The 16,322-nt window shown below is 61.6% G+C and carries 12 protein-coding genes; 4 read left to right on the plus strand and 8 right to left on the minus strand.

From position 1 onward, the window contains the following. The first annotated feature begins 4 nt into the window (after positions 1–4). Positions 5–1,177, plus strand: a complete 1,173-nt coding sequence (locus EEB12_RS25400; protein ID WP_020908255.1) for a fatty acid desaturase family protein — start codon at positions 5–7, stop codon at positions 1,175–1,177. Positions 1,178–1,190: 13 nt separating this feature from the next. Beyond that, positions 1,191–1,436, plus strand: coding sequence for a hypothetical protein (locus EEB12_RS25405; protein ID WP_019749125.1), 246 nt, complete (start codon positions 1,191–1,193; stop codon positions 1,434–1,436). A gap of 175 nt (positions 1,437–1,611) precedes the next feature. Here EEB12_RS25405 and EEB12_RS30570 read toward each other — a convergent pair whose 3' ends face one another. The 4 genes from EEB12_RS30570 to gdhA all read right to left on the minus strand — a co-directional run bounded on the left by EEB12_RS30570 (position 1,612) and on the right by gdhA (position 5,623). Next, complete coding sequence (locus EEB12_RS30570) at positions 1,612–1,779, minus strand: hypothetical protein (RefSeq protein WP_003945367.1); 168 nt, start codon at positions 1,777–1,779, stop codon at positions 1,612–1,614. Between the two features lie 244 nt (positions 1,780–2,023). Beyond that, on the minus strand, positions 2,024–2,170 hold the full coding sequence (locus tag EEB12_RS30575; RefSeq protein WP_019749123.1) for a hypothetical protein: 147 nt from the start codon (positions 2,168–2,170) through the stop codon (positions 2,024–2,026). 363 nt (positions 2,171–2,533) lie between these two features. Beyond that, on the minus strand, positions 2,534–3,793 hold the full coding sequence (locus EEB12_RS25410; RefSeq protein WP_046378785.1) for a PucR family transcriptional regulator: 1,260 nt from the start codon (positions 3,791–3,793) through the stop codon (positions 2,534–2,536). A 486-nt stretch (positions 3,794–4,279) separates the two neighbouring features. Next, the gene (gene gdhA / locus EEB12_RS25415; protein ID WP_141488745.1) at positions 4,280–5,623 is read right to left on the minus strand and encodes an NADP-specific glutamate dehydrogenase; all 1,344 of its coding nucleotides are present in this window, start codon (positions 5,621–5,623) and stop codon (positions 4,280–4,282) included. Between the two features lie 270 nt (positions 5,624–5,893). Between gdhA and EEB12_RS25420 the strand changes: the two genes are divergently transcribed. After that, a complete protein-coding gene (locus EEB12_RS25420; RefSeq protein WP_141488903.1) occupies positions 5,894–7,228 on the plus strand; it encodes a DUF4185 domain-containing protein in 1,335 nt (444 codons plus the stop codon). Positions 7,229–7,310: 82 nt separating this feature from the next. Here the strand turns inward: EEB12_RS25420 and EEB12_RS25425 are convergent, their stop codons facing one another. Then, on the minus strand, positions 7,311–9,488 hold the full coding sequence (locus tag EEB12_RS25425) for a glutamine synthetase III (protein WP_141488746.1): 2,178 nt from the start codon (positions 9,486–9,488) through the stop codon (positions 7,311–7,313). 225 nt (positions 9,489–9,713) lie between these two features. Between EEB12_RS25425 and EEB12_RS25430 the strand changes: the two genes are divergently transcribed. Beyond that, a complete protein-coding gene (locus EEB12_RS25430) occupies positions 9,714–9,983 on the plus strand; it encodes a putative quinol monooxygenase (RefSeq protein WP_256279806.1) in 270 nt (89 codons plus the stop codon). A gap of 364 nt (positions 9,984–10,347) precedes the next feature. Here EEB12_RS25430 and EEB12_RS25435 read toward each other — a convergent pair whose 3' ends face one another. From EEB12_RS25435 to EEB12_RS25440, 3 genes are all read right to left on the minus strand, one after another. Then, complete coding sequence (locus EEB12_RS25435; protein WP_141488747.1) at positions 10,348–11,163, minus strand: class E sortase; 816 nt, start codon at positions 11,161–11,163, stop codon at positions 10,348–10,350. A 66-nt stretch (positions 11,164–11,229) separates the two neighbouring features. After that, positions 11,230–11,373: a hypothetical protein gene (locus tag EEB12_RS30580; RefSeq protein ID WP_003945342.1), complete on the minus strand. Its 144-nt coding sequence runs from the start codon at positions 11,371–11,373 to the stop codon at positions 11,230–11,232. A gap of 128 nt (positions 11,374–11,501) precedes the next feature. Next, positions 11,502–16,109, minus strand: a complete 4,608-nt coding sequence (locus EEB12_RS25440; RefSeq protein WP_141488904.1) for a DUF5979 domain-containing protein — start codon at positions 16,107–16,109, stop codon at positions 11,502–11,504. Positions 16,110–16,322 lie beyond the last annotated feature (213 nt).

Genomic DNA, 16,322 nt, shown 5'->3' on the forward strand with positions numbered 1-16,322 from the left:
CGACATGTTTGGACTTTCACTTCCCACCCTCCCGTTCCTCGGCAACGGTTCCGATGCGAAGGACGACGCTCCCGTCGTCCTGACGTACGAGCAGGTCGAGGAGATCGGCCGTGAGTTGGACGCATTGCGTGATCGCACCGTCGCTTCGCTTGGGGCCGAAGACCGGGAGTACATCTACAAGATCATCAAGGCTCAGCGCGGGTTCGAGGTCGCAGGTCGCGGCTTGATGTACCTCGGATTCCTACCGCCGGTGTGGCTCGCGGCAGTCGGTGCGCTGAGTGTGTCGAAGATTCTCGACAACATGGAGATCGGCCACAACGTCATGCACGGTCAATATGACTGGATGCGGGAACCCGGGCTCAATTCCGAAGTCTTCGAATGGGATACGGTGTGCCCGGCCGACCAGTGGCGCCACTCGCACAACTACATGCACCACACGTACACCAATATTCTCGGCAAAGACCGTGACATCGGATACGGCATCCTGCGTATCGACGACGCGCAGAAGTGGAACCCCTATTACCTCGGTAATCCGGTCTGGGCCTTTGCCTTGATGATGCTCTTCGAGTGGGGTGTGATGATGCACGATCTCGAGATCGAGAACGTCATCCAGGGCAAACGCAAGTGGCACGACGTCAAGCCGCTTCTGAAGGGCTGGTGGAACAAGGCGGGCAAGCAGGTCCTCAAGGACTACGTCATCTTCCCGGTTCTGACGGGGCCGCTGTTCGTGACCACTCTCGCGGGGAACGTCACCGCCAACCTGGTCCGAAACGTGTGGACGTACTCGATCATCTTCTGTGGCCATTTCCCCACCGGCGTACAGAGCTTCACCGAGGACGAGACGGCCGACGAGACTCGTGGTCAGTGGTACGTGCGTCAGATGCTCGGCAGCGCCAACATCGAGGGAAGCCCGCTCTTCCACATCATGTCCGGCAACCTCTCGCACCAGATCGAGCACCACCTGTTCCCGGACCTGCCTGCGCATCGTTATCCGGAACTCGCTCCCCAGGTGAAAGAATTGTGTGGGAAGTACGGTTTGCCGTACAACACCGGTGGGTTCTTCAAGCAGATCGGTTCGGTATGGGGCAAGATCTTCAAGCTCGCTCTTCCGCCCGGTTTGGTCAAGTCGAAGACCCCTCCCGGTGTTATCGTCGAGCGCCAGCGAACTGCAGCCTGAGAGGCACACACTGATGGTCGGGAAATTCGAACGCCGCAAGGACACGGTCCAGGAACTGACCGAAAGTGCAGCCAACCACGTGGGCTCCATCGCGATGATCATCGCCGGGGCTGTTCGAGACGTGACGCGCGAGATCGGTGACTGGGTGTCCGACGGAATCGAGATGCGTGAAGCAGCGAAAAAGGCTGCGGCTGACGATCGTTCGGAGTCCGTGACCATCGAGCACGACGAGACCGATCCACCGGAAGATTGGCGTTGATTCCAACTCTTCGATCGCCGAGACAGTAAGGCCGACGGCCGGATCGCCCAACCGCGAGCCGTTTCGCCTGAACGACCACGTTGCCCTCCGTCACAGATGACGGAGGGCAACGTGGGTTTCGTGGACTGTTTCGGCGGCCGAAGACGCGGATCGAACACCGATCACAAGTGAGGTCCTAAGCAGCGCTTCCGAGGCTCGCCGAGTCGAAGCTGCCGAGCCCGGTGCTGCCGAGACCGCTGCTACCGACCCCGCCCAATGCGAGCGCATTGCTGCTACCCGCGCTCAGTAGCTGGACGATGATGTTGATGACGATGGGGTCGCCGGTGAGCGGAATTGTAGGCACAGGGGGACCTGCTTTCTGTTTCGAGATGTGGTGAGCAAGGTGAGCGGCGACGGGATCGTCGACGTGGTCAGGCGGGCTGTTTCAGCCACTTCCGGTGCTGCCGAGCGACACGATAGAGCCGTTGCCGAAGCCGAGTGCTCGGGAGAGTGAGCCGAAGTCGATGACCAGGCTGCCCAGGGTGTGCTGGTTTATCACGGTGGTTCCTGTCTGTGCCGCGACTTTGTGATGCGAGCGGGTAAGTCGATCAGGGAGCAGGCGTCGTGGGAGTTTCGCCGCCGCCGCCGCCAATCGGAGAGTTGTTGGTGTAGAGGAAACTGCTGCCGGCGTTGAACATCTGTAGGACGGTGTTCAAGACGACGGCCAAAGCGCCTGTGGTTGGTGCGGCGATCATGTGCTTGCTCCTGGTTTCAGCGGTGGCGACGTGGTGGTCACCGTGGTCACCGCCATCACAGTGTCAGGCGGCTTGGAGCGGGCCCTGCGCGAGAGATTCTCTCGCACAGGGCCCGAGATTCGTCCTAGGAGACGCCGCCGCCATCCGTCGAACCCGTGCCGGTGCTGCCCGCGTTGAAGAGCTGCAGGATGGTGTCGAAGAAGGCACCGAGGAGAGCGTTATCCTGGCCGTTGATCATGTGTTTCCCCTTAATTGTTACTGGTTTGCGCGGTGATTCGCACCACACTTTTATAGCCCGGTTCGGAGCGGAAAAGTGGGGTCCAGGCGCCACACGTGGACAGCTAATAGCGAGGATGTGAGTGTTCACATTTTCGCTGGACGATTGTCCACATCAGTGCTTGCGAAAGTCAGAGAGATCATGGCAGCGCGCAGTTTGAGCAGTTCAGAGGGCAGGGCCGGATCCAATCCGGTCAGGGTTGCGATGCGCTTGATTCGATTGTCGACGGTGTTGGTGTGCAGGCCGAGCGCCGACGCGGTGCGCTGACGATGCTGGCCGTTGGCGAGATGTATGGACAATGTCTGCAGCAGTTCCGGATTGCCGTCGAGTGGCCTTAGAAGATTGATCAAGCTGTCGCGGCCTGCGCCACCCCGAGTGAGTTGATACTCGAGCGCGAGGTCTTCCATTCGGTACGACCGCGCCGGCAGTCTCAGGCGCCGCACGAGTTGCGCCAATTCGTGAGTGGTTGCTTGGGCGGCGGCGATATCTCGTACCGCGGCGTTCTCGGCGATTGCTGTGATCTCCACCCCGACCGTTGCGCGTGCACGTTGGATGACCTCGCACACTGTTCCCCAGTCGGGTGTGCCCTCGATCAGGACCAGACCACGTTGCGGTGCAGGAGCTTCGAGCAGCGCCGACCCGAAGTGGGCCGCGATTTTCGATTGAGCGACGGAGAGGTCACGGTAGGCCTGTATGCGCTGGTGGTTGCCGTTGCGTGCTCCCGGGCGGATGGGCGGCAGGTTCACCAGGAGCCGCAGGACGAGATAGCGGGGTGCGAGTTCAACGCCCATCTGCAACGCAAGCTGGGTGGGATCGTCGCCGTCCAGCATGGCTTTCACGAGAGCGCCGGCGGAGTATTCCCCGAGTTGGGAGCCAGCTGGGAGAGCCGAGAGATAGCTGATCGAGATGAACGAGTGAAGCCGCTGCGCGAGTGCGAACAAGAACTCGTTGAGATCCCCGAGATTGGCGGAGTCCTCGGCGTCGGCCCGGCTGAGGATGAGGGTGCGAAAAGTGCTGATGCCCTCGTTGGTCAAGTTGAGGATCGCGCTGAGTGGCACGCCTTTCAATGCTTGTTGGACGGTCATCGTGTGAATGCCGTCCAACTCTTGGTCGGTGGGAAGTTTGCGGTGATCCAGCAGCTGGATCCCCACTTGGAGCCCCTGCACGATCACCGCAATCAGTTCCCGACGAACTGCCTCCGTTTGGAGGGAAGTCAACGTCGGGTTGGCACGGGACAGGTGATCTACGAGATCGCTTGCCAGTGGGATGACGTCGTAGACCGCTGTGGAGGCGGGCTTGCCTCCCAACATGAGCGGTCCCGGGTTGTTCAGCAGCGCTGGGGACATGGGTGGCCTCCTCTAGACAGGTGCGTCGCCTGGCACAGGCACCCGGAGGCTCGGCGCGTTACGAAGCGGGGTACACGCTGAGGCCTTGTTCGGGGGCATACTCGCCGCTGAAATTTGCGGATCGAATTGCGCCAGGCGTTGTGATTTCTACCACATGAACGATCGTCCAACTGTGAAATGGACAAATGTGAAGATAAGTCCATATGCCCCACGCGCTGCGGACCTAAACAATCGTCCACTTACGGTGTTTTTCGACGTCAGAGCGGAAAACGGATTCGGAGGACACCACGAGTTCCGTCTGGGATCATTGCCGGCGCCTACGGTGCTCGTCGCGGGCGATTTGCTCAGATCAAGCTTGAGGGCCCTGGGTCCTCGCGGACCCAGGGCCCTCGAGGCCTAGGTATTGATTCGACCAGTCCGATGTACGGGAACCGGTTCAGGGTGAAATCACCCCTTTTTGTACTGCTGTCTGTATTGCGGAAATCTCTAGATGACGCCCAGCGAAATCATGGCGTCGGCCACCTTCACGAAGCCGGCAATGTTCGCGCCGTGCACGTAGTCGCCCGGCTTTCCGTACTCGGCAGCGGTGTTGATGGTGCGCTTGTGAATGCCGCGCATGATTCCGGCGAGACGCTCGTCGGTGTACTCGAAGCTCCAGGAATCACGCGAAGCATTCTGCTGCATTTCGAGGGCGGAGGTTGCGACGCCACCGGCGTTGGCCGCCTTGCCGGGCGCGAAGGCTACGGTCGCGTCACGGAAGAGCTGGATGCCGCCGGGGGTGGTGGGCATGTTCGCGCCTTCGGCAACGGCCTGAACGCCGTTGGCGATCAAGGTCTTTGCGGCATCTTCGTCGAGCTCGTTCTGAGTCGCGCAGGGGAGTGCGACGTCGCACGGCACGTCCCAGATGGAACCATCGGCGATGAACTCGGCATGCGGAACTGCGTCGGCGTACTCGCTGATGCGGCCGCGGCGAACTTCCTTGATCTCCTTGAGGAGGTCGAGATCGATGCCCTTCTTGTCCACGATGTATCCCGAGGAATCCGAGCAGGCGATCGCGACGCCGCCGAGCTGGTGGATCTTCTGGATTGCGTAGATGGCGACATTGCCGGATCCGGAGATCACGACGTTCTTGCCTTCGAGGCCTTCACCCTTTGCCTTGAGCATTTCGGCGACGAAGTACGCGACGCCGTAGCCGGTGGCCTCGGTGCGAACCTGCGATCCGCCCCAGGTGATGCCCTTGCCGGTGAGGACGCCCGACTCGTACGTGTTGGTCAGCCGCTTGTACTGACCGAACAGGTAGCCGATCTCGCGACCGCCGACGCCGATGTCGCCGGCCGGAACGTCGGTGTATTCACCGATGTGACGCTGCAGTTCGGTCATGAAGGACTGACAGAAGCGCATGACCTCTGCGTCGGAGCGGCCCTTGGGATCGAAGTCCGAGCCACCCTTGCCGCCGCCGATGGGCAGGCCGGTGAGTGAGTTCTTGAAGATCTGCTCGAAGCCGAGGAACTTCACGATGCCCAGGTTGACGCTGGGGTGGAAGCGCAGGCCGCCCTTGTACGGGCCGAGTGCACTGTTGTACTGCACGCGGAAGCCACGGTTGACGTGAACGTTGCCCTGGTCGTCGGTCCACGGCACGCGGAAGATGATCTGGCGTTCCGGCTCGCAAAGCCGCTCGATGAGTCCGGCGTCGGCGTAGCGGGGGTGGCGTTCGAGCACTACGTGAAGAGACTCGAAGACCTCTGCGGCGGCCTGATGGAACTCGGGCTCTCCTGCATTGCGAACCAAAACCTGATCGTAAATCTGCGCTACGCGGTCACGTACGGACACCGCTCACCTACCTCGTTGTGAGAACTCTTTTACATTTCCGTTACATACTAGGCGCCTTTATTGCTGTATCGGACAACTGTCCTGTGAAGGTGAAATCGGACACAGCTGTCACTTGTGTCAGTTGAAAGGGCGATTTATAACAATTTGCTCAGCTTTCACTCTCTTAACACAGTCCAAATGGTTTGCTTCTGCGGTCGGGGATCACTGTGCCTGTGGTCCGAACGGGAGTCGAAATGATCAGAGGGGCTGCACGTGCGTAAAAAACACTCGATGTCGGCGATGTTGTCGATAGGCGTCGTCACGATTGCCGCGACGATTGCCGCAGCACCGTCTGCGTCGGCGATCGGCGGACCGTGTGGGTCGGGAGGAAGTGGTTCCGCCGGATCGATGACGGGTTCGCTCGGTTCGCTGACCGGATCACTTGGCAGTGGTTCCGCCGGTACCGGCTCCCTCGCCAACGCGTTGCCGTGGATCACCGGCGCGCCCAACGGTGCTCTGCCGGTGTTGACCGGCCGCACAAAAGCGATCGAAATGGTCACTGGCCCAGGCAGTCCCAACAACACTATCGAGCGGTTCAACGTGTCGGGAACCGACCTCGGAATCATGTGGGACAACGGTCTTTCGGGGCCGGATCACGACGTTCTGATGGCATTCGGCGATACGGTTGGCGACTGCGACACCCCGGGTGACGACTGGCGCAGCAACGTGTTGTTCCGCAGCAACGACACCGCCATTGCCGACGGGATGAAGATCGACAGTTCTCCTTTGGACGGCCCCAATCATTCCAAGGAGATCATTCCGGGATTCGGCATTCCGGGTGAGTTCACCACCATCCCGACCGCTGGAATCTCTTACGGTGGTGTGCAGTACATCAGATTCATGTCCGTTCGGTCGTGGGACGAACCCGGAGCCTGGACCACCAACTACTCGGCTCTGGCTTTCTCCACGGACAACGGTGAGAACTGGGAACTCGATCCGGCGACAGTTCGCGCCAATACCGAAGGACTTGGCATTCCGGGGATTCCGGCAGTATCGCCGATCAATTCCAACTTCCAGCAGAGCGCCTTCCTCGACGGTCGGGACGGCTACATTTACGAATACGGAACTCCCTCAGGTCGTTTCGGTAAGGCGGTCCTGGCGCGAGTGGCCGGCGCCGACATCAGAAACCTCGGCGCGTACGAATACTGGGACGGCTCCGGTTGGAGTCCGCGAGATACCGATGCGGTGCAGGTCATCAAAGCGCCGGTCAGTGAACTTGCCGTGCAGTGGAACGACTACCTGAGCAAGTACGTCGCGATGTACACCAGTGCCGAGGGTAACCTCGTGATCCGTCAGGCCGACCAACCGCAAGGCCCGTGGAGCGGTACGCAAACTCTGTTGAGCGGAATCACGTTGCCCGCGTTGTACGGCGGATTCATGCACCCGTGGGCGAGCGGACAGTTCCTCGAATTCGTCGCGACCACGTGGGACCGTTACAACGTCATCTACATGCGAACCGACTTGAACGGACTCAAGATGGCGTCGTCGGATTCGCGCGATCGTCCTGACCCCGCGACCACCGGTGAGGCCCGCGTCCTCGAAGTCACGATGCCGGAAGACCGCTAGCCCGAGCAAGATTCGACAACTGTGGCCTGCAACTCGATCGAGTTGCAGGCCACAGTTTTGTGAGCGTTGATTTCGGTGATGCTCAGAGAATGAAGAGCATTTCCTGATACGTCGGGAGTGGCCAGTGATCGTCGGCGACGATGGTTTCGAGGAAGTCGGCCGCTGCACGTACCTCTGCCATGGCGGGCAGGAGTGCGTCCTGTGCGTGCTTGGCCTGATCGAATGGCGACTCGCCGGCGTCGGTGTCGATTGCTGCGCGCAGGGCCGCGAGCGCTGTGCGCAGAGCCGCAACGGGCGCCGACACTTCTTCGAGCGGAGCTGAATCCGGTTCGAGGCCGGCGGACTTCAGTGCGACGAAGTTCTGCGCAACTTCCGTCTGGTGGCGCACTGCGGCCGGAAGGATCAGCGTCGTACCGATTTCGGCGGCCAGGCGTGCCTCGACGCCGATGCTCAGTGCGTACTGTTCGAGTCCGACCTCGTAGCGACTGTGCATCTCTCGGTGGTTGAAGACCTTGTACTTCTCGAAGAGTTCCATCGAGGACTCGGTGATCAGTTCAGGAAGGGCGTCCAGCGTCGTGCGAAGGTTCGGCAGGCCGCGAGACTCGGCCTCGATCTGCCAGTTCTCCGAGTATCCGTCGCCGTTGAAGACAACCGCACCGTGGTTGGTGATGATCTCGGTGAGCAGATTCTGGACGGCGGTGTCGAAATCGGCGCCGTCGGCGACCGCGGCCTCCAGTTCGGTGGCGATGTAGTCCAAGGCCTCGGCCATGATCGTGTTGATGGTGACCATCGGGCCGTTGACTGTTTGCAGCGATCCTGGTGCGCGGAACTCGAAACGGTTGCCGGTGAAGGCAAATGGGCTCGTGCGGTTGCGGTCGCCCGGATCGGTCGGCAGGACGGGAAGGGTGTCGGCTCCGATCATCATGGTGCCCTTGTCCTTCGACGATGTTGCCGCGCCCTTGGCGATCTGCTCGAAGACGTCGGCCAGTTGATCGCCGAGGAAGATCGAGATGATTGCCGGGGGAGCCTCGTTGGCACCGAGACGGTGATCGTTGGTTGCCGATGCGACCGACGCGCGCAGGAGGCCGGCGTATTTGTGGACGGCCCGAATGACTGCGGCGCAGAATACGAGGAACTGGGCGTTGTCATGCGGATTGTCGCCGGGGACAAGCAAACTGCCGAGTTCGGAGTTGCCCAGCGAGAAGTTGACGTGCTTGCCGGAGCCGTTGACACCGTCGAACGGCTTCTCGTGGAACAGACATTCCATGCCGTGCTTCTTGGCGATGGTTTTGAAGGTGGTCATCAGCAACTGCTGGTGGTCGGCGGCGATGTTGCCTCGCTCGAACATCGGGGCGATTTCGAACTGGCCGGGCGCAACCTCGTTGTGCCGTGTCTTGGCGGGGATGCCGAGTTTGAACAGTTCCCGCTCGGTGTCCATCATGAATCCGAGCACACGTTCCGGGATCGCCCCGAAGTAGTGGTCGTCGAACTCCTGGCCCTTGGGCGGCTTTGCGCCGAAGAGTGTTCGGCCGGCGTTGAGGAGGTCGGGGCGGGCGAGGAAGAAGTGTCGATCGATCAGGAAGTACTCCTGCTCGGGACCGCAGAACGACACGATGTGCTCGGGGTCGTCGTGGCCGAACAACTTCAGGATTCGTTCGGCGTGGAAACCCATTGCCTGTTGTGAACGCAGCAGGGGAGTCTTGTGGTCGAGCGCTTCGCCGGTCATCGAAACGAACACGGTCGGGATACACAGTGTGTTGCCGTTGGGGTTTTCGAGAACGTAGGCCGGGCTCGTGACATCCCAGCCGGTGTATCCGCGAGCCTCGAATGTGTTGCGCAGCCCGCCGTTCGGGAAACTCGAAGCGTCGGGTTCACCTTGGATCAAGGTCTTGCCGGCGAACTCCGCCAGTGCACTGCCGTCGCCGACCGGCTCGAGGAAGCTGTCGTGCTTCTCGGCCGTCAACCCGGTCAGTGGATAGAAGACGTGGGCGTAGTGGGTTGCGCCTTTCTCCAACGCCCAGTCCTTCATCGCCGACGCGACCGCATCGGCGACCATGGGATCAAGCGGTTTGCCTTGCTCGATCGTCGCCATCACCGACTTGTAGACGAGCTTGGGCAGTCGCTTCTGCATGACCACCTTGTTGAAGACGTTGGCACCGAACACCTCGCCGGGTGTCTCGTCGGTGGTGAAACTGACCACCGGAGGTGTGTAGGCCTCGACGTCCTTGATCGCTTGCAAGCGAACTGCATTTCCACTCATGTGCTTACCCCTCGCCCGGGCCCAGGGCTGCGCTGCTGATTGCGAGCCCGACTTCGGCAAACCCTACGAACCTCCGGTATCGGGGGTGTTTCGTAGATATTGCGCCTGTCCGCAAACTTCGAGTCACAACGGAAATGTCGATCTGTCGGAGGTCTACGGCAGACTTCGAGCCGACGGGCTATTGCACGACAGTCGAATCGGAGAGTCTTTGTGATCAGGGTGTTGGTGCCAACAACGGTGGAGCAGGGCGATCTCGCGGAAGTGCTTCGGTTGTACGAGGAACTTGTCACCGAGACCCGAAAAGAGGACGGCTGCATCAATTACGAGTTACTGCAGCGCACCGACAATCACTGCGAGCTCGTGTTGGCGGAGGAATGGGAATCGCAGGAGCACCTCGACGCCCACACTCATACCGAGCACTTCGTCAGGTTGGTTGAGGCGCTGGACAAGCTCGAGACGGCAGCGCCGGCGCAGATCTTCACGAAGGTTCTGTAGCGGCGGAGTCCGGTCTCAGTGCTCGCTCAGGCGTCGAACGAACATTCCGGAGAGCCTCGAGCGTCAACTAGGCGAGCCGTTCCGACACACGCGGAAACTGGTTTGCATCGACACGCCAGAATCATCGTAGGTCCGTCGAGTCCGATGTAGGACAGCGCCTTCGGGCTCCAGCCGGGCCTTGTGCCGGTGTCGGCCGACCTGCACGGGCGCTCTATACGGTCACGTCGGAGTAGGGCATATGCTCTGACACCCAAGGAAATACGACTTCCATGAGTAGCAGCACCACCGCGACCGAGAGAACGATCGCCAGCAGGGCCTTCACTGGTCGGGGGCCGGGGAGCGCGCCCCAGAGGTAGCCGTACATTCATTGCTCCTGGAATGCCGCGGGCATGGTGCCCGAAGTCTTCGAGATTGTTTCGACGAGAACCGCGTGGACGATCAAGCGTTCGCTGTTCGAGTAGAGCGGATGGCACGTGGTCAGTGTCAACATACTTTCCAGCGTGGCGTCGGGCTCGGCCCAAGGGCTTCCGGGCAGCGGGTTGACGACCGCGACATCCCCGGGCACGGTGATGTGCCGCCCGAGGAGATGGGCGTAGTCGCCTTCGGAAACCCGATCGGCTTGCTCGGGATTCAAGCAGGCTTTCGCCGCAGCGCGACGTTCGGGCGAGGCCTGGTCGAGTGGGAGTAACCGGTACGTCATCCACTGGGACTCGGTCTCCACGACGACGGCATCGCATGCATCGAGTCGATCCAGGTGTTGGAAGACTGCGCCGGAACCATTGCGGTGCCCGGCGAGCGCGAAGTTTCCGGCTTCGCCGGGCATCTGCGAGTCCGGGTAGTGGCCGGGGCCGGCCCGCAGGTCCTCGTTGCGTGTGCCCTCGACGATTGCGTACGCGGCGCCGAGTGTGGGGAAATGCACGCGCGCGAATCCCTCGCCGAGCACAGGGATCAGCGGGGACACCGGCTGACCGTCGATCGCTCCTGGGGCTTCGGGGTCTTCGGCCCAGGATTCCTCCAGACTGTTGTTGAGCTCGTCCTGCAGCCGCCCTGAGACGATATTGGTCCAGAAGGCCTCATAGATGACGAACAGCAGGACGACGACCCCGGCCGTGAGGAGCAGTTCGCCGATTACCTGGCCTGTGCCCGGCCGCCGACGCCCTGGAACTTTGGTATCGCTCACGGACCGGGGTCTCCTCTTCACAGATCTACCGAGCTAGCCGATGTGTCGAATTGGTGCCGTATCGAACTAGCTGCCCGCGTTGATCGTGGCGCTTCCGGTACCGCCGAGGAGATCGTAAAGGAGTACGGACAGGCGACCGAGGCCGTCGATCGCGGCAGAACCAGTGGTCTCGATGCCTTCGATGACGATCGGGAACGGGAGGAATGACATGGTGTTTCTCCTTCGAGGGGTGGGCCACGGGGGCGGCCGCGAGATAGATACGTCGTGACGGTGAAACAGGGCGGGGGCGACCAGGCGTAGGTCGCCACCCGCCCTGTTTCGGTATTCCTGGTTGGGAGTTACTCCTGGCCGGGTGCACGCTTGCGGTTACGCAGGGTGAGCCATGCGCCACCGCCGATCAGCGCCAGCGCCAGACCGGCGAGCCAGATGACGTTCGCGCCGGTTACCGGCAGGGACGATGACTGGTCCGGTTTGGCCTGAGCAGGATTTCCCGGAGCAGGCGTGCCCGGAGCACCGTTGTGTCCACCACCGTTATTGCCGGGAGTGTTGTTGCCGGGAGTCGACACGTCGGTGCCTGGTCCTCCGGGTACCTCAGAGCCCGGCCACGTCGGGATTTCCCACGGCGGCAGCGGGATCGGGATCGGGATGATGATCAGCCCATTGCTGCTGGTTTTGTTCTCGAGTCCCAGGACCACCGACTTGTTTGCTTCGCCGGTGAGCTTGACGGAAGTTGCGGTCGGTTCGCCGTCGATATTCGAGACGTCCGCCTTGCCTTCCTTGACGCCCCAGATCACTTCACCCCACTTGACGTTGGTGACGTCAGTGTGAGCACCGGTTTCTGTGAAAGTGATGTCGGTGTTCAGCGGGAACTGGACCCGGCCGTCGATGACGGCTGCGTCGCACTGGGCGGTCGGAGTGACCGAAGCGCCCGGTCTGACATCGAGAACACAAGACCGCGCCTCATTGTCGATGTCCGTCCACGTAGCCGTGACCTGGAAGATCGTGGATCCGTCCTTGACCACCTGGCCGCCCTTGGGGCCGGTCACGATCTTGTCGATATCCACCTCGGTGGTCGGGATCGGGCGGTTGTGGATCTCCACCACAGCCTTCTCACCAGCTACCGCCTTGACGGTGTCGCGGTATTCGGCGTCACCGGCATCCGCGGACACGTAGTAATACGGCCGCGCCCAGTCGATACCGGCCAGGGGCTTGGGGTCGACCTCGGAGAAGGTGATCACGGTGTTCCGCGGCACAACCTCGTCGGACGTCCAGCTCCAGTCGTTTCCGGCATCGAGGGTGATGGTCTGGCCCACTGCCGGGAAATCGGTTCCGGCGGGGAGCGCCGGATCGATTCCGTCGATACGGACTTCGAACTTCGTGCTGTCAGGCAGGTCGGCCTCGGGGGCGCGGACGGGGTTGCCGTCAGCGTCGAGGATGAACTTCGTGAATTCGACCGATCCGAATTTCCACAGCGCCTCGTTCGACAGCGTGATCAGTCGACCGTCGGTCGGGTCGTCGGAGACTATGCCCGTCGCGGTGCCGTCGAGGTTCGAATGCAGCCACGATTCGCCTTCCGGGCTGGTTCCCCAGGAGATGGTGCCCCACTCGACTCCGTCGACATCGGGACGGCCGGTCTCGGTGAAGGTCACCTCGGTGCCGACGGGGAGGTCGACGCCGAGCGGTGTGGTCTGTCCCTGCTTGACGCTCAGCACCTGGGTGCGGTACTCCACACCGTCGCGCCAACGCGCCTCGACCGTGAACTCCACGTCGTCGCCGATGGCCTCGGCGGCTTCACCGCCGACCTGCTTTGCGATGCGCAGAGTGCCGTCGTTGACGTCGACGAAGTTCGACACCTCGATCTTGCGCAGATCCTTGCCGATGGTCACCACGGCTGCGTTGTCCGGATTGATCCTGACATTCCCGGAGTATGCGGGCACGCCATAGGCGAGACCGTCACCGTTTGCCGGAACCAGCTCTGTCAGTGTGACTTCGGTGCCGCCGGGCAGGTTCTCGCCGAACGGAACCGCGGTGCCGTCGGACGGAAGAGACAGTGTCTTGCTCTGCGGTTTGTCGTCCGTATCGAGCCAGGTGGCAATCACGTCGAAGCTCGCCGGTACGGCCTTGTCGAACGCCTTCGGGCCCGTGAGTTTCTTGCTCACTTCGAAGGTGCCTTGCGTGATCGTGGCCTCGTTGGTGACGGAGACCGTGTTCGCCGACGCATCGGCGCCGATGGTGAGCATTTTCGGGTTGATCACCGGCTCCGACCAGGTCACGAGGTCGGTGTTCATCGGTTGTACCTCGGTGAAGGTGACTTTCGCTCCGATGGGCAATTTGCCCAGGTCGTAGTGCTGACCGTCCTTCAGAGTGAATTGACGCAACTCGTTGCCGGCGGCGTCGTCACCAAAGGCGATCTCTGCGTTGACGACGAAAGCCTCGAGTCCCGTGCGCGCTCCGTCACCGATGACGGACTTGGTGATCCGCGCCGATCCCAGACTCGCTTTGTTGAGCAGTGTGACACCGACATTGCTCTTCGGTGTGATGGTCACCAGCGCCTCGGTGCGGTCCCCGTTGAGCGTCACACCCTCTGACGGGCGGAACGTCCCTCTCTCGAAATACACACCGTCAACGGTGGGGAGGTTGATCTCGGACAGTCGGATCTGCCAGCCGGTTCCGCGGGGGTTGATCCCACTGACCGGTGTCCCGTCAGCCTTCACCTTGATCTCGTAGGAGCTCACCGGGGCGTCGGTCGCTGGGTTTTGCCCGGGGGCGAACTCCTCGACTTTCACGGTGAACTCGGTGTCTTGCGGGAATTTCTCGGAGAAGGGAGCGATCTCCTTCAGCAGCGAGAACGAGCCCCGTGACACACCTTGACCGGTGCCGCCGCCGCCCCATTCCTGCTTGACGCTCTGCGACAGCGTCTGCTTGCCGGCATAGGTGAGGGTGTTGGCGTATTCCGTGTCGCGCTGGTCGAGTCCGCCGCTGCTGGTGCACAGGGTGTAGCTGACGAGGTACTTCGTCTGACGGCTGTAACCGTCCGCGTCACGCGGGAGAGTGAGATCGAAACCGCCGTCGGCGCGCGCCACCGAGGTGGCATCGGTGATATCGCGTTTCTTGTTGCCGTCGAAGAAGTCTTGCGCGACGACCTTGAGATTGAGGTTGCTCTTGAGATCGCCGCCGATTTCACACACCGTCATGTTCGGTGAGAACCTGTCGTTGATGACCGCCGGTTCCGTAAGGCCCTCGAGATCGTGTCCGGAGATTTCCACGGTCCAATTGAGGGTGGTGCCTGCCGGCTGCTCCACGCCGCCGACAGTCTGCGACGTGGTGTTGATCGCGCCGTTCTTGCCGCTCGTGAACCCAGGCCCCTCAGTCTTTCCCGTGATCGACGTCTTGTTGACGACCGCCGAGTTGGTGAGATGGTCCTCGGAGTCTGGCACCTCGGTGGTGGTCAGGCAGGTCCGGTACGTGAGGTAGTAATACTGCTCTTCGTTGAACGTGTCCGGGTTATCCACAGTGATCGCCGCGGTGAAGGTACTCGCGCCGGCTACTGCGCCGATGGGAGCAATGGTGAATCCTGCGGCAGGAGTGCGGTAGTTGGGTTCGTTCTCCCGACCTGGGAGGTAGTCAGACTTCTCGATGACTACCTGCACGCCCGAGGCACAGACCGCATGGGGGCCGCCGAAGGTGTCGGTGATGTCGATCTTGTGGTTGTTGGCGGCAATGTCGGTGCCCGGAACCACAATCGTCCAGACGGCTTCCATATTGCGCTTACCGCCGTCGAGGTAGCCACCCTTCCAGGGCTCGGTCTGCGGCGCATAGTCCTGTCCCACGCCATCCGAAGCCACCGTGTTGTCACCGATCGTCACGGAGTTGGTGTACTGAGTCCCCTTGAGATCCACCACGCCGCTGGTCGTGCATGAGGTGTACTCGATGCGGTAGAGCTTGTTGCCCTCGAAGGGCGCGCCGTTGTTGATGTTGATGGTGACCTGATCACCCGCGTCGGCTTGAGCGACGGTGACGCCGCCGGGGGTCTCTTTGAGATCGCCCGGGCGACCGGACCACAGCTTCGCGTTGAGCAGGCTGCCTGCACACACCTTCATGTTGTCGGAGAGCTCGTCGCTCAGGGTCACCGAACCGGTGTTGCCTGCGTCCAACTTGGCCAGATCGGCGCCGGGGATGTCGATGGTCCACCGCACTGACTGCTTGTTGTCCTGGAGTTTGCCGGACTTCGTCGACTCGCCGATTACGCGGCCGTCGGTGATGCCGCCCGTGCCGGGCAGGTCGACCGGCGTGACCTTGTTGTTGATCGTGAAATCCACAGTCTCTGACGTGGTGTACTCGACTGCCTTCGTGTAGACGAAGAAATCGCCCTTCACCTCGTCCGGCCGATCCGCCACAGCGTCGGAGAGCACGCAGGTCATGAGATTGGTGGAAGCAGCCAGATCGCATGTGCCCCAAACCGTCCCATCGTCGCCCTCCAGCGCGATCGTCGGGTTGGACTGAAGCTTCAGCTCGCCAGGGAATCCAATGGTGAACTGGTCGCCCGGCTGCGGACTCGCGCTTGACGCGTCCCAAGTGCCCTTCACGGTGACGGAGTCCCCGACCGTAATCTGCTGGTCGTTCTTTCCCTCGACCTGGACGTCGGTGATTTTCACATCGATGCCGGGATTGACTCCGCGTGCGGCCAGTCGCTGCGCCGCCACAGAAGTCGTAGACGGGGGCGCTGTGGATGTGATCGGCGGTTTCGCAGAAGTGGGTGACTCCGACGTGGAAGTAGGCGGCGCCGTCGTTTTCAGTGGCGCCTCCGTCGTAGTCGCGGGCGGCTTCGTTGTGGTCGGAACTGTGGTGGTCGGAACTGTGGTGGTCGAGGTCCCGATGTCATCTGCCGAGGCAACTTGGACGAATGAGAACGACGATATGACCAGCGCCAGGACCGCAACAATCATCCCCAACGCCGCCCACCGAGACACCACCCCCTCCCCGGCACGACGCGGGAAGACACGGTTACGCATGACGAACACCTTTCGTTCAGAACACATGATTTAGGCCCCGTTTCCGGGGCCGGCGAATAGCGAAACGGGACCTTGGAGCAGCTCTGGAGCCTGAATGCGAGCGTTGGTGATTCTCAGGCGACCTACTGCGGAGCCGAACAGTTGGTA

This window comes from Rhodococcus sp. WS1, from assembly GCF_003797745.1.
Lineage (GTDB): Bacteria > Actinomycetota > Actinomycetes > Mycobacteriales > Mycobacteriaceae > Rhodococcus_F > Rhodococcus_F erythropolis.